At 38.4% G+C, this 18,718-nt stretch carries 16 protein-coding genes; 8 read left to right on the forward strand and 8 right to left on the reverse strand.

Translation table 11 applies throughout. The annotated features are described in order from the left end of the window. Positions 1-20: 20 nt before the first annotated feature. The 7 genes from prpC to PING_RS09765 form a co-directional block, all read right to left on the reverse strand. Positions 21-1,151, reverse strand: a complete 1,131-nt coding sequence (gene prpC / locus PING_RS09735; protein ID WP_011770204.1) for a bifunctional 2-methylcitrate synthase/citrate synthase — start codon at positions 1,149-1,151, stop codon at positions 21-23. Positions 1,152-1,209: 58 nt separating this feature from the next. Continuing rightward, on the reverse strand, positions 1,210-2,088 hold the full coding sequence (gene prpB, locus PING_RS09740; RefSeq protein ID WP_011770205.1) for a methylisocitrate lyase: 879 nt from the start codon (positions 2,086-2,088) through the stop codon (positions 1,210-1,212). Between the two features lie 259 nt (positions 2,089-2,347). Beyond that, positions 2,348-3,061, reverse strand: coding sequence for a GntR family transcriptional regulator (locus tag PING_RS09745; protein ID WP_011770206.1), 714 nt, complete (start codon positions 3,059-3,061; stop codon positions 2,348-2,350). 203 nt (positions 3,062-3,264) lie between these two features. Further along, on the reverse strand, positions 3,265-4,794 hold the full coding sequence (locus tag PING_RS09750; RefSeq protein ID WP_011770207.1) for a tripartite tricarboxylate transporter permease: 1,530 nt from the start codon (positions 4,792-4,794) through the stop codon (positions 3,265-3,267). 10 nt (positions 4,795-4,804) lie between these two features. Continuing rightward, a complete protein-coding gene (locus tag PING_RS09755; protein ID WP_011770208.1) occupies positions 4,805-5,284 on the reverse strand; it encodes a tripartite tricarboxylate transporter TctB family protein in 480 nt (159 codons plus the stop codon). A 151-nt stretch (positions 5,285-5,435) separates the two neighbouring features. Next, the gene (locus PING_RS09760) at positions 5,436-6,416 is read right to left on the reverse strand and encodes a tripartite tricarboxylate transporter substrate binding protein (RefSeq protein WP_011770209.1); all 981 of its coding nucleotides are present in this window, start codon (positions 6,414-6,416) and stop codon (positions 5,436-5,438) included. Between the two features lie 511 nt (positions 6,417-6,927). Beyond that, the gene (locus PING_RS09765) at positions 6,928-7,734 is read right to left on the reverse strand and encodes a Cof-type HAD-IIB family hydrolase (protein WP_011770210.1); all 807 of its coding nucleotides are present in this window, start codon (positions 7,732-7,734) and stop codon (positions 6,928-6,930) included. 556 nt (positions 7,735-8,290) lie between these two features. Here PING_RS09765 and PING_RS09770 point away from each other — a divergent pair. The 7 genes from PING_RS09770 (at position 8,291) to PING_RS09800 (ending at position 14,522) form a co-directional block, all read left to right on the forward strand. Then, the gene (locus PING_RS09770) at positions 8,291-9,016 is read left to right on the forward strand and encodes a DNA replication terminus site-binding protein (protein ID WP_011770211.1); all 726 of its coding nucleotides are present in this window, start codon (positions 8,291-8,293) and stop codon (positions 9,014-9,016) included. A gap of 267 nt (positions 9,017-9,283) precedes the next feature. Then, complete coding sequence (locus PING_RS09775; protein ID WP_011770212.1) at positions 9,284-9,952, forward strand: DUF3047 domain-containing protein; 669 nt, start codon at positions 9,284-9,286, stop codon at positions 9,950-9,952. Positions 9,953-10,358: 406 nt separating this feature from the next. Next, entirely contained in the window at positions 10,359-10,796 is a 438-nt protein-coding gene (locus PING_RS09780) for a VF530 family DNA-binding protein (RefSeq protein WP_011770213.1), read from the forward strand. A 119-nt stretch (positions 10,797-10,915) separates the two neighbouring features. Beyond that, the gene (locus PING_RS09785) at positions 10,916-11,851 is read left to right on the forward strand and encodes an SPFH domain-containing protein (protein ID WP_011770214.1); all 936 of its coding nucleotides are present in this window, start codon (positions 10,916-10,918) and stop codon (positions 11,849-11,851) included. A 2-nt stretch (positions 11,852-11,853) separates the two neighbouring features. Beyond that, entirely contained in the window at positions 11,854-12,336 is a 483-nt protein-coding gene (locus PING_RS09790) for an NfeD family protein (protein ID WP_011770215.1), read from the forward strand. 279 nt (positions 12,337-12,615) lie between these two features. After that, positions 12,616-14,049: a sensor domain-containing diguanylate cyclase gene (locus tag PING_RS09795; RefSeq protein WP_011770216.1), complete on the forward strand. Its 1,434-nt coding sequence runs from the start codon at positions 12,616-12,618 to the stop codon at positions 14,047-14,049. A gap of 263 nt (positions 14,050-14,312) precedes the next feature. Beyond that, a complete protein-coding gene (locus PING_RS09800; RefSeq protein ID WP_011770217.1) occupies positions 14,313-14,522 on the forward strand; it encodes a cold-shock protein in 210 nt (69 codons plus the stop codon). A gap of 734 nt (positions 14,523-15,256) precedes the next feature. On the opposite strand, the gene PING_RS09805 is transcribed toward PING_RS09800, so the two are convergent. Further along, positions 15,257-15,997 (reverse strand): choice-of-anchor H family protein, encoded by a 741-nt coding sequence (locus PING_RS09805; RefSeq protein ID WP_049752964.1) that lies wholly within the window; start codon positions 15,995-15,997, stop codon positions 15,257-15,259. A gap of 426 nt (positions 15,998-16,423) precedes the next feature. Here PING_RS09805 and PING_RS09810 point away from each other — a divergent pair, with 426 nt between their 5' ends. Continuing rightward, on the forward strand, positions 16,424-18,532 hold the full coding sequence (locus tag PING_RS09810) for an LssY C-terminal domain-containing protein (protein WP_011770219.1): 2,109 nt from the start codon (positions 16,424-16,426) through the stop codon (positions 18,530-18,532). Positions 18,533-18,718: the final 186 nt, after the last annotated feature.

Genomic DNA, 18,718 nt, shown 5'->3' on the forward strand with positions numbered 1-18,718 from the left:
ATTTATTCCTGCTTTACTGATTATGCTTCACGTTCAGCGATGGCGATGACCTTACGCGGTGCGCTACCGGTATAATCTGCACTTGGGCGAATAATACGGTTATTGGCACGTTGTTCCATCACATGTGCAGCCCAACCGGTTAAGCGTGAACAGACAAAAATTGGCGTAAACAGTTTAGTTGGAATACCCATGTAGTTATAGGTTGAAGCATGGAAGAAATCGGCATTACAAAATAATTTTTTGGTATCCCACATAAATTCTTCACAGGCAACCGAGATATCATATAAAGAAGTGTCACCATTTTCTTTTGCCAGTTTTTCTGACCATTTTTTAATAATAATGTTACGCGGATCAGAGGTTTTGTAGATAGCATGACCAAAGCCCATGATTTTTTCTTTGCGTTCCAGCATTAATCCCATTTTCTCTTTAGCATCTTCCGGTGAAGTGAATTTTTCAATCATATCCATGGCTGCTTCATTTGCACCGCCATGTAATGGACCACGCAGGGTACCAATGGCACCTGTGGTACAGGAGAACATATCTGATAACGTTGATGCACAAACACGCGCCGTAAAGGTAGAGGCATTAAACTCATGCTCTGCATATAAAATTAATGATACATCCATTACGCGCTGATGTTGTAACGAGGCTGTTTCACCCTTTAATAATTTCAGAAAGTGTCCGCCAAGTGTCGGCTGATCGGTCTGACAATCGATTTCAACACCATCGTGAGAATATCTGTACCAGTAGCACATGATCGCAGGAAATGCTGCCAGCAATCTGTTTGAAGCCCGCTTTTGCTCGGAAAAATCAGCCTCAGGTTCAAGATTGCCTAAAAAAGAACAACCTGTTCTCATCACATCCATCGGGTGTGAATTGGCAGGAATAAGCTTTAACACTTCCTTTAAAGCTTGCGGTAAATCACGCAGCGTATTGAGCTCTGTTTTATAACTATCAAGCTGTTGCTGCGTCGGTAATTCGCCATTAAATAACAAATAAGCAACTTCTTCAAAAGTAACATTCTCTGCAAGATCTGCAATATCGTAACCACAATAGGTTAAGCCACTACCGGATTGCCCAACAGTACATAATGTTGTTTCACCTGCGCTTTGTCCACGAAGACCTGCACCGCCCGCTTTTTTATTGCTCATATACTTTCCTTATATTTATTAAATTTTTAATTGAATTTATTGTCAAGATGACTCAACGTTACTTGTTTTTTTGATCGGCAAATAATTCGTCAAGTTTTTGCTCGTAATCGTGGTAGCCGAGGTATTTGTATAGCTCCATTCGTGTCTGCATCGTATCGACCACTGCTTTTTGATCACCATCGACAAGTATGGTTTTATAAACTGATTCAGCGGCTTTATTCATGGCTCTGAAAGCGGAAAGAGGATAGAGCACCATTGCGCAGCCCCATTCGCCGAGTTGTTTTTTATTCCATAATTCGGTTTCACCAAATTCTGTGATATTGGCAAGAATAGGCACATTCAAGGCTCTCGAAAATGCACGGTAGTGCGCTTCCGTTTTGATGGCTTCAGCAAAAATACCATCAGCGCCGGCTGCAACATAGGCTTGTGCGCGTGCAATGGCAGATTCTAAGCCTTCCTGGGCGAAGGAGTCGGTGCGTGCCATAATAAAAAAGTCGCTGTCGATACGTGCATCCACTGCAGCCTTGATGCGATCTGCCATTTCCTGTGTGGAAACAATCTCTTTATTAGGGCGGTGACCGCAACGTTTTTGGGACACTTGATCTTCAATATGTACAGCTGCCGCGCCGGCTTTTTCCATATCGCGAACAGTTTTAGCAATATTAAAAGCGCCTCCCCATCCGGTATCGATATCAACCAGTAAAGGTAAAGCAGATGCGGATGTAATACGCTGCACATCAGCAATAACATCGTTTAATGAGGTCATGCCCAAATCAGGTAAACCATAAGAAGCATTGGCGACACCTCCACCAGACAGATAAATGGCCTGATGACCAAGTTGCTCTGCCATCATGGCGCAGTAAGGATTGATGGTGCCAACTATCTGCAGCGGTTTATTATTGATAAGTGCTTGTCTGAATTTTTTACCTGGCGTCATTAGTTTTTTCCTTCTTCTATCAGTTGGTTTTCGATTAATTCCGGACTGCGTTTGACATGCCAGCGCATTAACATTTCAACAGCGGTTTATTATTGATAAGTGCTTGTCTGAATTTTTTACCTGGCGTCATTAGTTTTTTCCTTCTTCTATCAGTTGGTTTTCGATTAATTCCGGGCTGCGTTTGACATGCCAGCGCATTAACATTTCAGCAGCGGTTTATTATTGATAAGTGCTTGTCTGAATTTTTTACCTGGCGTCATTAGTTTTTTCCTTCTTCTATCAGTTGGTTTTCGATTAATTCCCGGCTGCGTTTGATATGCCGGCGCATTAACATTTCGGCAAGTTCAGCATCGCGTTCTTTGATTGCGGTGAGTATATGAAAATGTTCGTTAAGGGCGAGTGTCGGGCGTGACTGCGTACTGGGTGACTGGTAACGGTACATGCGCAGCAGGTGATATAACTCATTACATAATAAAGTGATCAGTTTGCTATTGCGGCTGGCTTTAATAATTTGGTAATGAAAATCAAAATCACCGTGTTGATGAAAATAGGAAGCCCCGTCCACCTGTTCAATATGCTCTTGATGCTGCTCTAATAACATTTCTAAACCTGCAATTTCCTGCTCGGTAATATGTTTGCAGGCAAGGTTGGCAGCCATTCCTTCCAGCGCTTCTCTTACCGCATAAATTTCAATTAATTTTTCCTGGCTTAAGGTGGCAACCCGGGTACCTACATGGGGAATTCGTTCAACTAAATTAAGCGCCTCAATACGCATCATTGCTTCACGAAGCGGACCGCGACTGACATTAAAAAAACGGGCAAGTTCCGTTTCTGATATTTTGCTTCCAGGGCTATATTCACCACTTACGATAGCTTCAATCAGCTGTTCAGTTAAGTTTTCTGATTTTGTTTGTTCTTTTATTTCTATGCTCTGATTCATCGCGTTGTCTACAATTTGTGAGGTAGAAGTCAATAATCCCTTTTTTTTAGCCTTAAATCAACATCATTGTCGACAATCAGGATTTTTTGATTGTTTCAATCTTAAATTTCCCACCAAGATCACAAATTTTACAGATAAAAAAACAGCGCATCTGCGCTGTTTTTTTATAGTCATTATTTTATGTTACTGGGTTAGCTAACTTAACGCGGTTATAAAATATGAAGATAACCTTCTGTTTAGTTATTCTCCTGCATTTTCATTGGGCGATTACGATATCTGTTAAAGGCCATTAACAGAAGCGGAGTGACAATCACTAATACTGCCGTCGCGGTGAAAGCCAGGGTGATTGGACGTTCCCATAAAAAGCTTAATTGACCGTCACTTAACATCAGGGATCGGCGCAGATTTTCTTCCATTAAGCCCCCTAAAATAAAGCCTAATAATAAAGGCGCCAGCGGGAAATTTGCCAGGCGCAGAAATATGGCAACAATCGCAACCGCAATCATAATAAAGACGTCCATGGTATTAAAGGAAACCAGATAGACACCCGTTATCGAAAAGAAGATAATCATCGGTAACAATACGGTTCTTGGCACGGCAAGCAATTTGGATATATATGGAATCAAAGGTAAATTTAACACCATTAAAACAATATTACCGACATACATGGAAATGATAACCGACCAGAAAATTTCAGGGTTGTCGATGTAAAGTCTTGGGCCTGGTTGTACACCGTATGAGATCAGTGCGCCTAACATAATCGCAGTAGTCCCCGATCCTGGAATACCCAGGGTTAAAAGTGGCACAAATGAACCGCTTGATGCTGCATTATTGGGAGATTCCGGCGCGACTAAACCACGCATACTGCCTTTACCAAACTCTTCACGTTTATCTTTGGGCGCAATATTTCGTTCCAAGCCGTAACTTAAAAATGCAGCAATAGTCGCGCCGGCACCGGGAAGTACGCCAACAAAAAAACCAAGAATAGAAGAGCGAATTGAAACAGGTGCTAATTCTTTAAATTCTTCTTTGGTCACTTTCATACTGCCAAGGTCTTTAATTGAGCTTTGCTCTTCTGTTGATTTATCCTCCGGTTTTAAAATACCCATCAGGGTTTCACCCAGTGCAAAGGTCGCCATCGCCAGTAATAAAAAACTAAAGCCATCCAATAAGTCAGTCAAGCCAAAGGTAAAACGCGGTACGCCTATCCCTTTGTCAATACCTACTGTGGCCAGTATTAACCCTAAAATAGTCATCATCCAGGCTTTAAGTACTTGTCCCTTACCGGCAAAAGCGGCAACCGCTGATAATCCGACCAGCATTAAGGCAAAATAATCCGTTGACTGAAAACTCAAGGAAACCTTGGCTAACGCGGGTGCTGCGATTAAGAGCATAATGGCTGATAAGGTGCCTCCGGTAAATGAAGCGTATGCCGCGAGTGCTAAGGCCTTACCGGCCTGACCTTTTTGGGCCATAGGGTAACCATCAAAGGCGGTGACTACGGTTGAAGAGCACCCCGGTGCGTTAATTAATATTGAAGAGGTTGAACCGCCAAAGACAGCACCATAATAAACACCTGCCATTAAAATCATGCCCGATGAAGGCTCTAAACCATAGGTAATAGGGATCATAAGGGCAATCGCTGAAATAGGACCCAGGCCAGGTAACATGCCGATAAAAGTGCCGACAAAACAGCCGATAACGACCATCATTAGGTTGGTTGGTAACATAACTGTATATAAGCCAGCTAAAATTCCATCGATCATAAAATTTCTCCTAAAGACTTAAGAACAGGTAACCCGGTTCAAGGTAAATGTCCAGACCCTTGGTTAACAACAGCCAAAAAGCAGTAACGAAGGGGAATGAAGCACCCAATAAAACTGATTTTCTGCGCTCGCCTAAAACCCAAAAACCGGCTAATAAAAATAAACTGGTTGCTAAGATAAAACCTACCCAGGTTAAACCAAAACCGTATGCCGTCATTAACAGGATAAAAGTAATTAATAACCGCCAATCAAAATCAAGCGTTGCGCCGCTTTTTTCATTGGGCTGTGCCGTCACAATTAATAACAGTGATAATAAAACACCAGCACTTGTTAACATCCATGGCAATGTGCGGGCAGTAAAGGGGGCATATTCATCACCAGGATAAGAGGGAATGAGGGTTGTCTGGTAACCGTAAGTTAGGCAAAAAATCAAAAAGATTAATCCACCTACGCGATCACGACATAATAGAGAAGCAGAATTTAACTTCATGGAATACTCCAGAGTCTGTAAAATGAGAAATAACCATCGAAGGCAATTATTAGTTGACGGTTATTGATAAAAAATGCGTTTAATTGAAGTTATCCAGCAAGGTATTTTTAATGGCATCAGCCAATACCCTGCGGGATAAACGCTTAGCAGATTATTTTAAGAATCCGAGTTCGCGCATCAGGTCGCCCATCTGTAATTCCTGCTCTTCTAAAAATGCGTAGAAGTCTTGATCATTTTTATAGTTATCAATCCAACCATTACGGTCACGAACGGTAGCCCATTGGTCAGTTTTATACATGGCGGTGAAGGTTTTATCCCATTCAGCCAGTTTTTCTTTACTTGCACCCGGGGCTGCAAAGAAACCGCGCCAGTTAGCAAAAACAGTATTATTACCCATTTCAGTCAAAGTGGGGACATTTGGCGCAGCCGCCAGACGTCCAGGTGCAGTGATCGCAAGAATACGAACCAGACCGCTTTTTGACATTTCTAATACTTCACCGAGGCCCGTTGACAAAAGAGGTGTTTCGCCAGAAAGTAGCCCTGCCATTGCTTTACCACCGGCATCATAGGCAATGTAACGTACTTCACGAGGGTTAAAACCTTCCCCTTTGAATACGGCTGCCGCGACGAGATGATCCATACTGCCGCGTGCAGATCCTCCGCCAATTTTTACGCTTTTAGGATCCTTTTTAAAATCGGCAACAACTTGTTGCCAGTCGGTATATTTTGAATCCGCAGCCACAACAATCGCGCCATAATCAGCAATTGTTGACGCCACAGGGGTTAAATCACGAAAAGAATTGGGGAAAATGCCCGTAAGAGAACGGATAACAATTGGCGTAGAGTTAACCATTAAAGTATCCTCCTGACGTTCTGCTGTTTCAATTAAATGTGCAATCGCCTTGCCGCCTCCGCCGCCAGAAAGGTTCTGGTAGGAGACCTGATCAACTAAGTCTTCTTTCATTAAGACATCACCGGTGCCACGCGCTGTCATGTCCCAACCTCCACCGGCCCCCCCGGGGATAATAAAGTGTATTTCAGCTAAGTCAGCGGCCAATGCCGCAGTTGATAGCGTGGCAATACTTGCAGCTATGATTGAATAGGAAAGACATTTTTTAATATTATTGAGCATAATAAATATTCCTTATTTTTTACTTAGAGTGTAATGACTGTAAGGGTTTATAACCTAGGGATTTTAAGATACAAAATTCAGCATCAGTGCATGGCCGGGTTATATAAAAATCAACAACTTAAATCAGATTAACTTCTCAAAAGGATTCAGGTTGCAAGGATATTAGTCTTTACGAAGGGGAGTGACTAGTAATAGCAAATAATGGAAATTTAATATTTTAAATCTATTTTGTTCATAATGTTCATGGGTGCTTAAGCGCTTATTTATATGCAATTAGCCGAATAATCATTAGCGGATAACAATCAGTAGAGTAACAAGGCGCAGAGGATAGTTTTTGTCGTAAGGAACTTTTTGTTATAAGGAAGAATGAATCGAGGTTAAATTAATAAAGAGAGCGCTTAAATTAAAAGAAATCTGTTGTGCATAACATAACAGGTTAAGATTTTCTGAGAAAATATTAACCTGTTTGAATCTATATTTATTGTAAAACGGGAACAGCTTCAATTGCCTACTAGGCTAATATGAACTTTTCAAAAACATGTGCAACACCGTCTTGATCGTTACTCAAGGTGATGTAATCAGCCACGGCTTTTACATCATCGGTTGCATTCGCCATGGCAATACCCAAACCGGCGTATTGAATCATTTCCAAATCATTACCCGCATCACCCACACAAATAACCTCTTCTTGGGTAAAACCAAGGTAAGCCGCAAGGGCTATGACACCATTTGCTTTGCCGCTTTTTTTGCTCATAAATTCATAAAAAAAGGGGGCGCTTTGTGCCATGCTGTATTTTTCCTGAAGACTATCCGGTAAGCGGTTAATGGCCGCCGTGAGCAGATCCGCTTCGTCAATCATCATGATTTTCAGCATTTCATGATCAGGTTCGAGTGTTGTAAAATCGCAGATATTAATTTTAATTTGATTGATGTCGGCTTCATGCTCAGTATATTTGCTGGTTTTAGGAGTGATTAATCCCTGTTTAGCAGAGTAAGCATGCGTATTAACACCTAATTTAACAGATAAATGATATAAGTCGCGCGCATCCTGACCTGTTAAAAATTCACTGCGAATAACTTCTCTAGATCCAGCATTCAGTGTTAATGATGCGTTACAGGTCAGTACATAATCATCAACAGTGGTTAAACTAAGGGCTTCTAATGCAGGTGACATTCCATCAATAGGTCTGCCTGAAGCCAGTACAACTTTAATTCCGATGTCCTTTGCTGCATTAATGGCTTTTCTTACTCTCTCTGTAATCTCTTTTTGGCTATTTAATAGGGTGCCATCCATATCTAATACAACAAGTTTATACATTAATAAGGTTCCAAACTATCTAAAATAGAAAATTAACGTTGCAGTCGCTTCTGCAATAAAAAGGATTATACAATAAATCGGCTATAAAGTAGGAATATCAATTATTAAAGACTCTATTTTTTAAATCATTAAATTATTTTCCTTGCGTGGCCAGCTAAGAGGGGCCGCACTACAATAACTTGATTTTCCGGTACCTTTTTATGAATAAGAGAGGTACGTTAGCTTGGCTAACATAGTTAAGGCTAAGCTGCTGAGCATGCATTTCATCAATTTTACCATTAACATTCTCGGTACTGGTCGCAAACGCAGGAATCATAGACAGATCTGCAAATGGTTAAGGTCTAATGGAGGTTTTTTATCTTTGCTGGTGGTTTGTGTGTTTTTTTCCACTAAATGGTCGTTATACACTTTTGTCAGTGATTTTTTTATTCGATTTTCTCAACGAGAAAATAATATTATTCATTATAACCAAAGATATATTCAGAATTTCGTAGACAATCAAACAGACCCAACCTACTATGAATATACAGTTACCATTTATAGAAAAGGGTAGATTATGGACAATGAATATTACTTCACTAAAAATAGTGATCAGTTAAAAGAAAATTTACTCAAGACAGTGGCGGAAGTTCGTCAGGCATTGGCCGACTTCTCGGCAGTTATTCTGCTGCAGGATAACGATAAACAGCGACAATCTGTGGTATTTTCTCTGATTGACCGTGCGGATGATCAGATAGAATTTATTGTAGACAGTTTTTTTGCGCAAAGCGCAATTCAAGAAACCTTACAATTTATTAAAAGTTTTGAACTGCAAAAGGGCTCGGAGCAAGATACTAAAAAATTAGCCGGGTTTATTCAAACCGCTTTACCTGTTGAGGTGCTGGATTTACATATCACTCGCATCAACAGTGCTAAGGACAGATGTAAAAAAATAATTACTTCTATAAAAGACAATGATGTCAGAAAACAGGCGGATAAACGTTTTTATTTTGTACATAGTGTCTGCGGGTTTTCGCATTTTGTGACTAATGAATTATACCGGCATTTAGTACATATTACTGAACCCGTCGACTCTATTTATTTTGGTCTGGAAAAGCATAATAAACAAAGCACTGTTTTTTTTCCAAAGGCAAAAGCAACGCTACGCAATAAAAGTGATCAAGATAAAGCTATCGTGCGCAAAAAACATAATTCATTACCTATCTTTTTAGCTAAAAACAGCGAATTATTAGCCTTAAACAAAAATGGCAAGAAGCAGGCAATAAGGTACAGTTATAAATGATAAGTTATATCAGATGGTTCCAGAAGCATATTAATTGCTTTACTGGCACCATCTGATACATAATAAAGGTCAAAATAACAAACAGACCCAACCTACAGCGCTTGGCACTCAACTAACAGCCATTTAACTTTAAATTACAAACAGACCCAATCTACAATTAAAAAATAACAATAGACGTAAAAGATAGCGAAAATAATATAATACAAACAATAAACAAATAAAATTTTGTTTGGTAAAAATGTTAAGTCATATTAAAAAGTGAAATCTATGTATAAAATTTTTTTAACAACATTAACAGTGATATTTTTAACTGTCAGCTGCATTGCTATAGCAGCCGATAATCAGGATCTTTATATAGGAAACTTTTCAAAAGGGAAACTGGATAACTGGGAAGTTAAAGAATTTTCGGGTAAAACCGACTATAAAATTGTTAATGACCGTAAAGATAGTAAAAAAAGGGTACTTAAAGCAATAAGTAATAGTACTGCCTCAGGTTTGTTTATGGAAAAACGCATTGATCTTCAAAAAACACCGTACCTGCATTGGTCCTGGAGAACCGAAAAATTATATTCTAATTTGGATGAAAGTAAAAAACAGGGCGATGATTTTGTGGCCCGTATTTATCTGATTATTGATGGCGGATTATTCTTTTGGAAAACCCGCGCCTTAAATTATGTTTGGTCATCTTCGTTTACACAAGGCGAAGCATGGCCGAATCCTTTTACTGCTAATGCAACCATGTTTGCGGTTGAATCAGGCACAAAGAATTTAGGTAAATGGTTACACTACAGTCGTAATGTCCGTGAAGATTTAAAAAAATTCGTTGGTAAAGAGGTACGTTATATAGATGGTATTGCACTGATGACTGATAGTGACAATGCAGGTCAGCAGGCAACGACTTATTATGGAGATATTTATTTTTCACCAAATCCGTAAATTATTTTGGCTATATTTGCTCCTTTTAAACTAAGCTAAAAATTAAAAAATTATAAGCAGTGGCGGTTCATTTCGAAACTGTTTTCACGCACATTTTACTCTCACAGGGAATAAAAAACTGTCAAGATACTGTTATGCAATATTTTTTTTATAATCATTAATAACTGATATTGATAACACTGAATATTAAAGACTAATATAGAGAACTTATATTACGACTTTCACTATCTTATCTATTTATTACAATACCTCTAATAACGGCAATAAATAATATTGTCACTAGAAGCTAATTAACAAGCGGTCTTATTTAATCAGTTTCAATTAGATTATTAGTTAAATTAACGACATAATAGACTATTAAGTTATCAGTCAGATAACCCATTTTGCGTCATACTGAGGAATATAAATGACCGAGAAAAAACCTAACAATCCCCTATATGGCCTTAAATTGGAATTGCTATTAACAGAAATTTCTGATCATTATGGTTGGGAATTATTAAGTGAAGGCATGTGTATTGATCGTTTTCAATATCATACGGGGATGAAATCGACAGCAAAATTTTTGCGTAATAATCAGTGGGCAAGAGAAAAAGTGGAGAACTTTTATCTCTATCAGTATAAAAACTTTCCATATCCAGATAACAAACAATTAGCTATTCCACCCCGTGATCGCCAAATCCCAAGCGATCAAAAAACCGACAAACCTGCAGACATTACCGAAGAGTCTATAGTACAGCTAGATAAAGCATCAAAATTAAGAATCTACAAAACTGTTAGTAGCACAATAAAGCAACACACTTCAGAACCTGCCTATGATCCGAGTAATCCTTGGGGAATAAAGTGAATTTTGTGAAAAATAAAACAATAAATCAATAAAATAGCACTATTCAATAAAGGATTTTGCGGTTAGAGAACAACAGGTTATTCTTAACTCGAGATCATTTTTTTATTAAAGGATATTATATGGACATCTTATTTGAATATATACTGAGAATTGAAGTTTTAATCTTAATCTTAGTATTGGTTATTCTAAAATCAACAATCATTTTTGTACCGCAAAACAGGGCTTACCTAATCGAACGTTTTGGTAAATACCAATCGACCCGGGAAGCCGGTTTAAATTTTATCCTCCCTTTCATTGATCGCATCGGATCAGACCGTTCGCTTAAAGAGCAGGCGATCGACGTGCCAAGTCAAAGTGCTATTACTAAAGACAATATTTCCTTAAGTGTTGATGGCGTTCTTTATTTTAGAGTCTTGGATCCCTATAAGGCGAGTTACGGAGTTGATGATTATTTATTCGCGGTCACTCAATTAGCACAAACAACCATGCGTTCAGAATTGGGGAAAATGGAGCTGGATAAAACATTCGAAGAACGTGATGTGCTTAATACTAATATTGTTGCAGCAATCAATGAAGCCGCTGGCCCCTGGGGTATTCAAGTTTTACGCTACGAAATCAAAGACATTGTGCCGCCACAAAGCATTATGGAAGCGATGGAAGCGCAAATGAAAGCCGAGCGTGTAAAGCGAGCGCAAATATTAGAGTCTGAAGGTGATAGACAGTCTGCGATTAACGTGGCAGAAGGTCAGAAACAATCGGTGGTGCTACAGGCAGAAGCCCAAAAAGAAGAGCAGATACTGCGTGCACAAGGTGAGGCCAATGCAATTATTGCAGTGGCAGAAGCGCAGGCAGAAGCCTTAATCAAGGTAGGTGAAGCCGCCAATACTGAGCAGGGACAAAAAGCGATTCAACTCGATTTAGCGACTAAAGCAATTGAAGCTAAGGCTGCTATTGCTAAAGAATCATCAGTGGTATTGCTACCCGATAGTGGTAATGATGCTGCCTCTATTGTCGCACAGGCGATGACCATCATTAATACGTTAAATAAAGGCTAATTATGGAATATTTTTTAGCGCATTTAGCACAAGTTTTTATCGTATCGGGGCTTATTTTATTAGCGATTGAAGTTCTGGTCTTGGGTTTTTCGACTTTTGTTTTCTTTTTTATTGGGGTCGGCGCCATTGCGACTGGTGCTCTAATAGCGCTAGGGATTATTCCAGCAACCTTTCTTAATTCATTATTGGTAACGGCTATCATATCCACTGTCGCGGCATTAATCAGTTGGAAGCCACTGAAAAAAATGCAAAATAAAGTTGGTTCAAAACATGTCAATAATGACATGATTGGACATCAATTTGTATTAACTGAAGATCTGCGGATCGGAAAAACGATTACTCATCGTTATTCCGGCATCAATTGGCAGGTTAAAGCAAAAGAGCCACTCTCTGCTGGAACCAACGTCAAAATAATAGAAATAGAAGTCGGTTTATTGACTGTTGAAGGAGTTGACTCACTAAGTACTCACAAGAAAGTTTTATGATCTTAAAGAGTACTTGGTAATAAAAACATTAACGGACTGAGTCTAATAGTACAGTCCGTTGATATTTTTTTTCTAAGCCGAATACATATAAACCTCCTCTCATTGTCTGGAGGCCCCAATAGTTGCAGAGAATTAAGCGCTTAATGAAATCACTCAACTATAAAAAACCTTAAATTCCTTATTTTTATTTACAGTCAAACGGTTAATTGCTGGGCTACAATCAATAAAGCAAAGAAATTTTGTCATTATATAATAGTGGGTTATTAAACAGGTCAATTCATGAAATCTAAATATCACATTGTTATCACAGTCACTTTTTTATTAGTGACACTTTCAGTCATTCTCTCCACCGTGAATTATTGGGTTTCTCTCAATTCAACAGAAGTGCAGCTCAGGGAACGTTCTTTACCATTAACCGTTGATAACATCTCGATGGAAATTCAAAAAAAAATTATCGGACCTCATATTATCTCGTCCATGATGGCCAATGACACTTTCCTGCAAGACTGGTTAATTAATAATGAAGGTGATGTTGATAAAATTTCAAAATATCTTGAAATGATTAAAAATAAAAACAAGTTGCTGGTCACCTTTCTTGTCTCCGGAAAAACTAAAAATTATTATACTGCCGAGGGTTTGTTAGAGCAGGTTGTTGAAGATAATCCAAATAATGCTTGGTATTTTAGCTTTATGGAAAAGCCTGACAAGAATGAAATTAACTTCGATTTCAATGACAATATTGATAATGAGATGATTATATTTATCAATCATAAAATTTATGATCAACAGTCTCATCTAATAGGCGCGACAGGTATTGGTTTAAAATTTTCTGATGTAAACGAGATGCTCAATAATTTTCGGCAAAAATATAATTTTAATGTTTATTTTTTAAATCAGGCGGGTAAAGTTATCCTTTACGAAAAAGGTGTTAACCCTCTAAGGGATATTAAAAATATTTCTGAACTAAACGTCCTGAGAGATTCTATTATTAGTAAAGAATCTAAACTGCTTGAATATACCAAGGAAAGTGAAGAGTATTTAATGAGTACCAAGTATATTCCTGAGCTGGACCTCTATTTAGTTGTGGAGGCAAAACGTTCAGAATTTTTATTGAATGTACAAAAAACATTCTATTTTAACTTGTTATGCTCACTACTTGGGACGATCCTGATAGCTTTTTTAATTTTAAAAACCGTCAATAAATATTATAAAGAGATGGAACATCTTGCTAAATATGATGCCTTAACCAATTTAAAAAACCGCCGCGCATTTAATGAAGAGCTGGAGCATTCTTTATTACTTTGCAAACGGCGGGCCAGTCATTTATCTCTGACCTTCTTTGATTTGGATGATTTTAAAAGTGTGAATGATACCTTTGGACATCAAACCGGAGACAAAGTACTTCAATATGTTGCCGATATTTTAAAAGATGATATCCGTCAGACGGATATCATAGGACGATGGGGCGGAGAAGAGTTTATTGTCGCTTTTATTGATACTGAGTTAGAAGACGCAAAGTTTATTACTGAAAAAATCAGAGCACATATTGAAAAAGATAGCTTTTTATCTCAATTAAAAAATATGAAAGTAACGGCCAGTTTTGGTCTTACAACTATCACCACTCAAGATACCCTGGACTCACTATTAGAGAGGGCAGATCAAGCCCTTTATAAAGCCAAAGAGAATGGGAAAAACCAAGTTTTTTGCCTTTAATGAAAAAGTCTTTTATTCCTGGTTTGGTTCACTTCAAACGAGGGGCTACAATCATCAATCAGGTGTTTATTTTAAAATAAACACTTGATTTTTTATTTATCTTCTATATATTAGGCATCAGCAAAAAAAGAAAGCCTTTGTTTACATTCTCCATTTCGTTGTTTTATTCATAATACACGCTCTGTAGTTTTTAAGTGCCAGTCTGTTTTACGCTATTCAAGCCTCTTGAAGGCAATTTTACATTCAAATTACAGGATATTATTATGTCTAATACAGTACAAGGAACCGTTAAGTGGTTCAACGAATCTAAAGGTTTTGGTTTTATTGAGCAAGCATCTGGTCCAGATGTATTCGCTCACTTTAGTGCTATTGCAAGCGAAGGTTTCAAAACTTTAGCTGAAGGCCAAAAAGTAGAATTCACTGTAACGCAAGGTCAAAAAGGCCCGCAAGCAGAAAATATCGTAGCGCTTTAATTTAGCTAAGATATTTTAGCTCTCATATAGAGCTAATTTAATATTAAAGAAATGGTAAACCTTTACGGGTTTGCCATTTTTTTTGTCCATTTTAAAGTGGCGACAAGATCCTGCTGTATTTGAACCAACAATCCACTCTCTTTCCCTTTTATTAATAAGTCTTTGTGTCATTGATGATCATAAATTTTGTTTTATTTATTTTGCTCTCAATTATATTTATTAAAACGTTATGTACACATAATATTAAAAAGGAATATTTTCTTTTAATTGCGCAGTTAGCGCCACTGCTTGGCTTACTTGATCCCTCTGAATAGTTATTATAATGGACGGCCACCAGCAGTCTCTCTTGCATTAGATGCCGTTCGTTCGAGTATTCTGTCTGAACCGCCACGCTGGCAGTTTTATATTTCACGCTGCAAACGGGGTCAGAACAACAAGCGCAGACCCTTGCATTGAACTCCTTTGTATTATTTCAGGTGTTCAATGCTCGAAATGAGTTTCGCTCTGGAAGAAAAGGCGCAAGTTATTGACAAACGTTTAGGTTCAAAAGGGCGTGGGAATTAAGCAAGTATTCAATATTCTCCCCCATAAAATAATTTAAAAAGCATTATTCCGGCAATATATTGGTCAGAATAACGCGATGCTTATCCTCTTTAAAAGTTGTCTTTTAAAGATAAAACCCAGATTGATAACATTAATTTGGTCTATTTTATTTTTATATCTACACACTTTCTTTATTTTTTATAAGGTGAATTTAGCATGTTAAAACGATGACTTAAGAGTCGGCCCGCAAACAATAAAAATAAAATAATTAACAACAATGAGGAGAAACTGCCGCCTTGGTAAACATAAACACTATCGTCATAAACTAGATCATAATCGCCGCTTTCTAATGGAAAATCGTAAAGCGCTTGATTATCATTCGAGCTGTAGGTCGCAACGATGCCATCATAACCCACTTGGTATAAATCAATTAATAGATCGTAGCTGTTCGTGTTATATCCGGACGCAAAGCTAGTAATGATCTCGTATTCATCTTGATCACTGTCACTGTGAATAATAAAATCATCCGTAGTGTAGTAATTGACCCAAGGGCCACCATTTTCACTTAAATATAATCGGGCATACACCATGCTGCTATCATAACCGTCATAACTGTAGATATCTGCGTCAAAAACGAGACTAAATGTTTGATAGTAACCATCAGAATCAAGATCATCATGCAGTCTGGTAGAGGCATTGTAGATAGTAAATTCTGGCGCATAAGATCGGTATAATAATAAGCTATCTTGAAATATTATTTGCTCATCCCGGCTTTTTCCCGTTGCTTTGCCTATTAGCTGGTCTGAAAAGACAGAGCTATAATTGGTGTTAATTATATTTAAGCGCATTTGATTGTTTATTGCCGCTGATAATACCCCATAAGAAACCGTTGATTGGGTTGTTTTTAGCTGATCTGCATTGACCGGACTCATTAAAAAAGCCCCTATAATAATCACTAAAGCAATAAAAAGAGCGTTAACGTTTAACGACTGGTCTTTAATGCTGATGATTGCTTTGCACTTTATTCTGTTGATTGCTTTGCACTTTATTCTGTTGATCGATTGACTAGTCATAGCTTACTCGTATTGATAGGGTTATTAATGACTATTAAACCCTATTGAATATGAACCTAAACTGAACAGTGAAAAAGTCATCTGGTTTTAAGCACATCCAAAATGGTCCTGAAGAAGGGTTCAGTTTATTAATGGACACTAATTGCTTTGATGAAAAAGAGGGGAAGAAAGAGGAATATGATTAACTTATTGAAAATAAGTGGACTATTTTTAGTTTGAGCTTGAAGCTGATCTATTTAATAACTTCAAATATCTTACAGATCTTGAACGACGAGATTAAACATAATGAATGACCTAATTAATAATATACTGCCATCCATTGAGCACTTCAAAGTTACAGGATATTGGATTGCTTTCTTTGCTGCTCTGCTTGAGACCACCCTCGCTGTTGGCCTGCTTTTCCCCGGATCATTAATTATTCTTTTCCTTGGTGCGCTTTCTGCCCGTGGTTATCTTGATTTGGGTGATCTAATCTGGTTTTCTGTTTTTGGCGCCATTATTGGCGACAATCTCAATTATTATCTTGGCAAAAAATATGGCACAAAATGGCTGAAAGAGGGTTTCTGGCTGCTCAAGGAAAACCATATTATAAAAGCACAACATTTTATGAACGCACAAGGTGCAAAAAGTGTTTTTTTGAGCCGCTTTATTCCAGGTGCCAAAGAGCTTGTTCCTTTTATTGCGGGGACTATAAGAATGAACAAAAGAACATTTATGTTTTGGAATGTTCTTGGTGGAATAGGCTGGGGATGCCAATGGGTTTTGGCTGGTTACCTTTTTGCACAATCCCTTAATCTCGCTGAATTGTGGCTCTCTCGGGCGGGACTGTTTTTTGCTTTTATGCTGATCTTTGCGGGCAGCCTCTACCTTTTTAAATACTTTATAATTAAGAAAGGCAAAAAATTTTGGCTAATTATCAACTCCCTTTTGCAATCGTTCAAAGAAGCCCTGTCAAACAATGAGCAGGTGATTTTATGGCGACAGAAACATCCGCGCAGCCTCGTTTTTATTCAAGCTAGGCTGGATAGAACCGCATTTTCTGGGTTAATGCTATCCCTATTAACCCTGGTATTTTTGTATGTTATTGCGCTGCTTGGTGGGATTGTGGAAGACCTCATAACATCTGATCCTATTGTTGCCGCAGACATTCGTATTGCAAATCTTTTCTTTGTGTTTCGCGATGAGACACTAACGGCGGTTTTTAGCTGGATAACCTTGCTGGGTAAAAGTCAGATAATCCTGGTCTTTATTACTGTCTTGGTTGTACTGCTTTGGTTATGGCGGAAAAAAGATTATATTTTTCCTCTTTTTATCGCCGTTATCGGCAGTGAGACATTTACTTTTTTGGGGAAACTGGCTTTCCATCGACCTCGACCGGAAATGGCGGTTTATGTGGAAAATTCTTTTTCTTTCCCCAGTGGACATGCAACGATAGCCGTCGCATTCTACGGGTTTTTGGGCTATCTTCTGATCCGTTTTACCCAAAGTTGGAATAAAAAGGTAAATATATTCTTTACCACAATAATCTTGATTATAGCGATTGGCTTTAGCCGGATATACCTTGGGGTTCATTATATAAGTGATGTCTGGAGCGGTTATCTGGTTGGCGCAATGTGGCTGATTATTGCCATCTCTTTTTCCGAATGGTTTAAACATAAAAACAGAAAGCAGGCCTCAGTTCCTCCCAATAAGCTCGTCCGCACGATTTCATTCGGGCTTATTTTAACCGCCATCTTATTCTATCTCGGATTTGCAGTAAGCTATCACCCTCCACTGGGAGAGATGCCACTAAATAACACCGCTATTGTATCAAAAAGTACAGACATCTTCGTCAATGAACAGCTGAAATACACTGAGACACTGATCGGTGAAAAACAGGAGCCTATAAACTTTATTTTCCTTGCCGAAAGTGATGATCAGCTGCTTAAGGCACTGCAGCAGGGGGGATGGATTTTAACCGATAAGGCCAATATCCGCTCATTTGGCAAAGTAGTTAATGCCTTGATATCGAAAACCACCTATCTATCCGCACCCCTTTCACCTTCTTTTTGGCATGCTAAAACACAGGATTTTAGTCTCTCTAAAATGGCCAGTGAACAATCCTTCGGTCATTCACAGCATATAAAGATATGGCGTACAAACTCATTATTGAAAACCGGAAATCATATTTACGTTGGCATGAGCAATACCCTTGATGGCCTTAGATGGGGTCTTATTCCTAAAATTTCGCCGGATTTAGACACTGCACGAGAGCGCTTATATCTGGACCTTAACAGGAAAGACATAATAAAGAATCAGCTGAAAATACAACTTGTAGCGCCACTAATAGGGAAAAATTTTATGGGCGATCAATTTTTTACCGACGGCAAGGCTTATATCATCGACTTTCAATAAAAATTTTAACAGTGTGGTTAGCAATAATTGCAATACTTTTTTAGGTGGAAATATCAGCAGGATTTAGCAATGCTATTGCAGGAGATAACGGTCCGTAGGATGACCACCAGCCGACCTATCAGTCACTAATAAGTTTTTTTACCTATTCAGATTATATTCGTACGGGCAGGAATGATTAAATTAGAC

It is taken from the genome of Psychromonas ingrahamii 37, from assembly GCF_000015285.1.
GTDB classification, from domain to species: Bacteria; Pseudomonadota; Gammaproteobacteria; order Enterobacterales; family Psychromonadaceae; genus Psychromonas; species Psychromonas ingrahamii.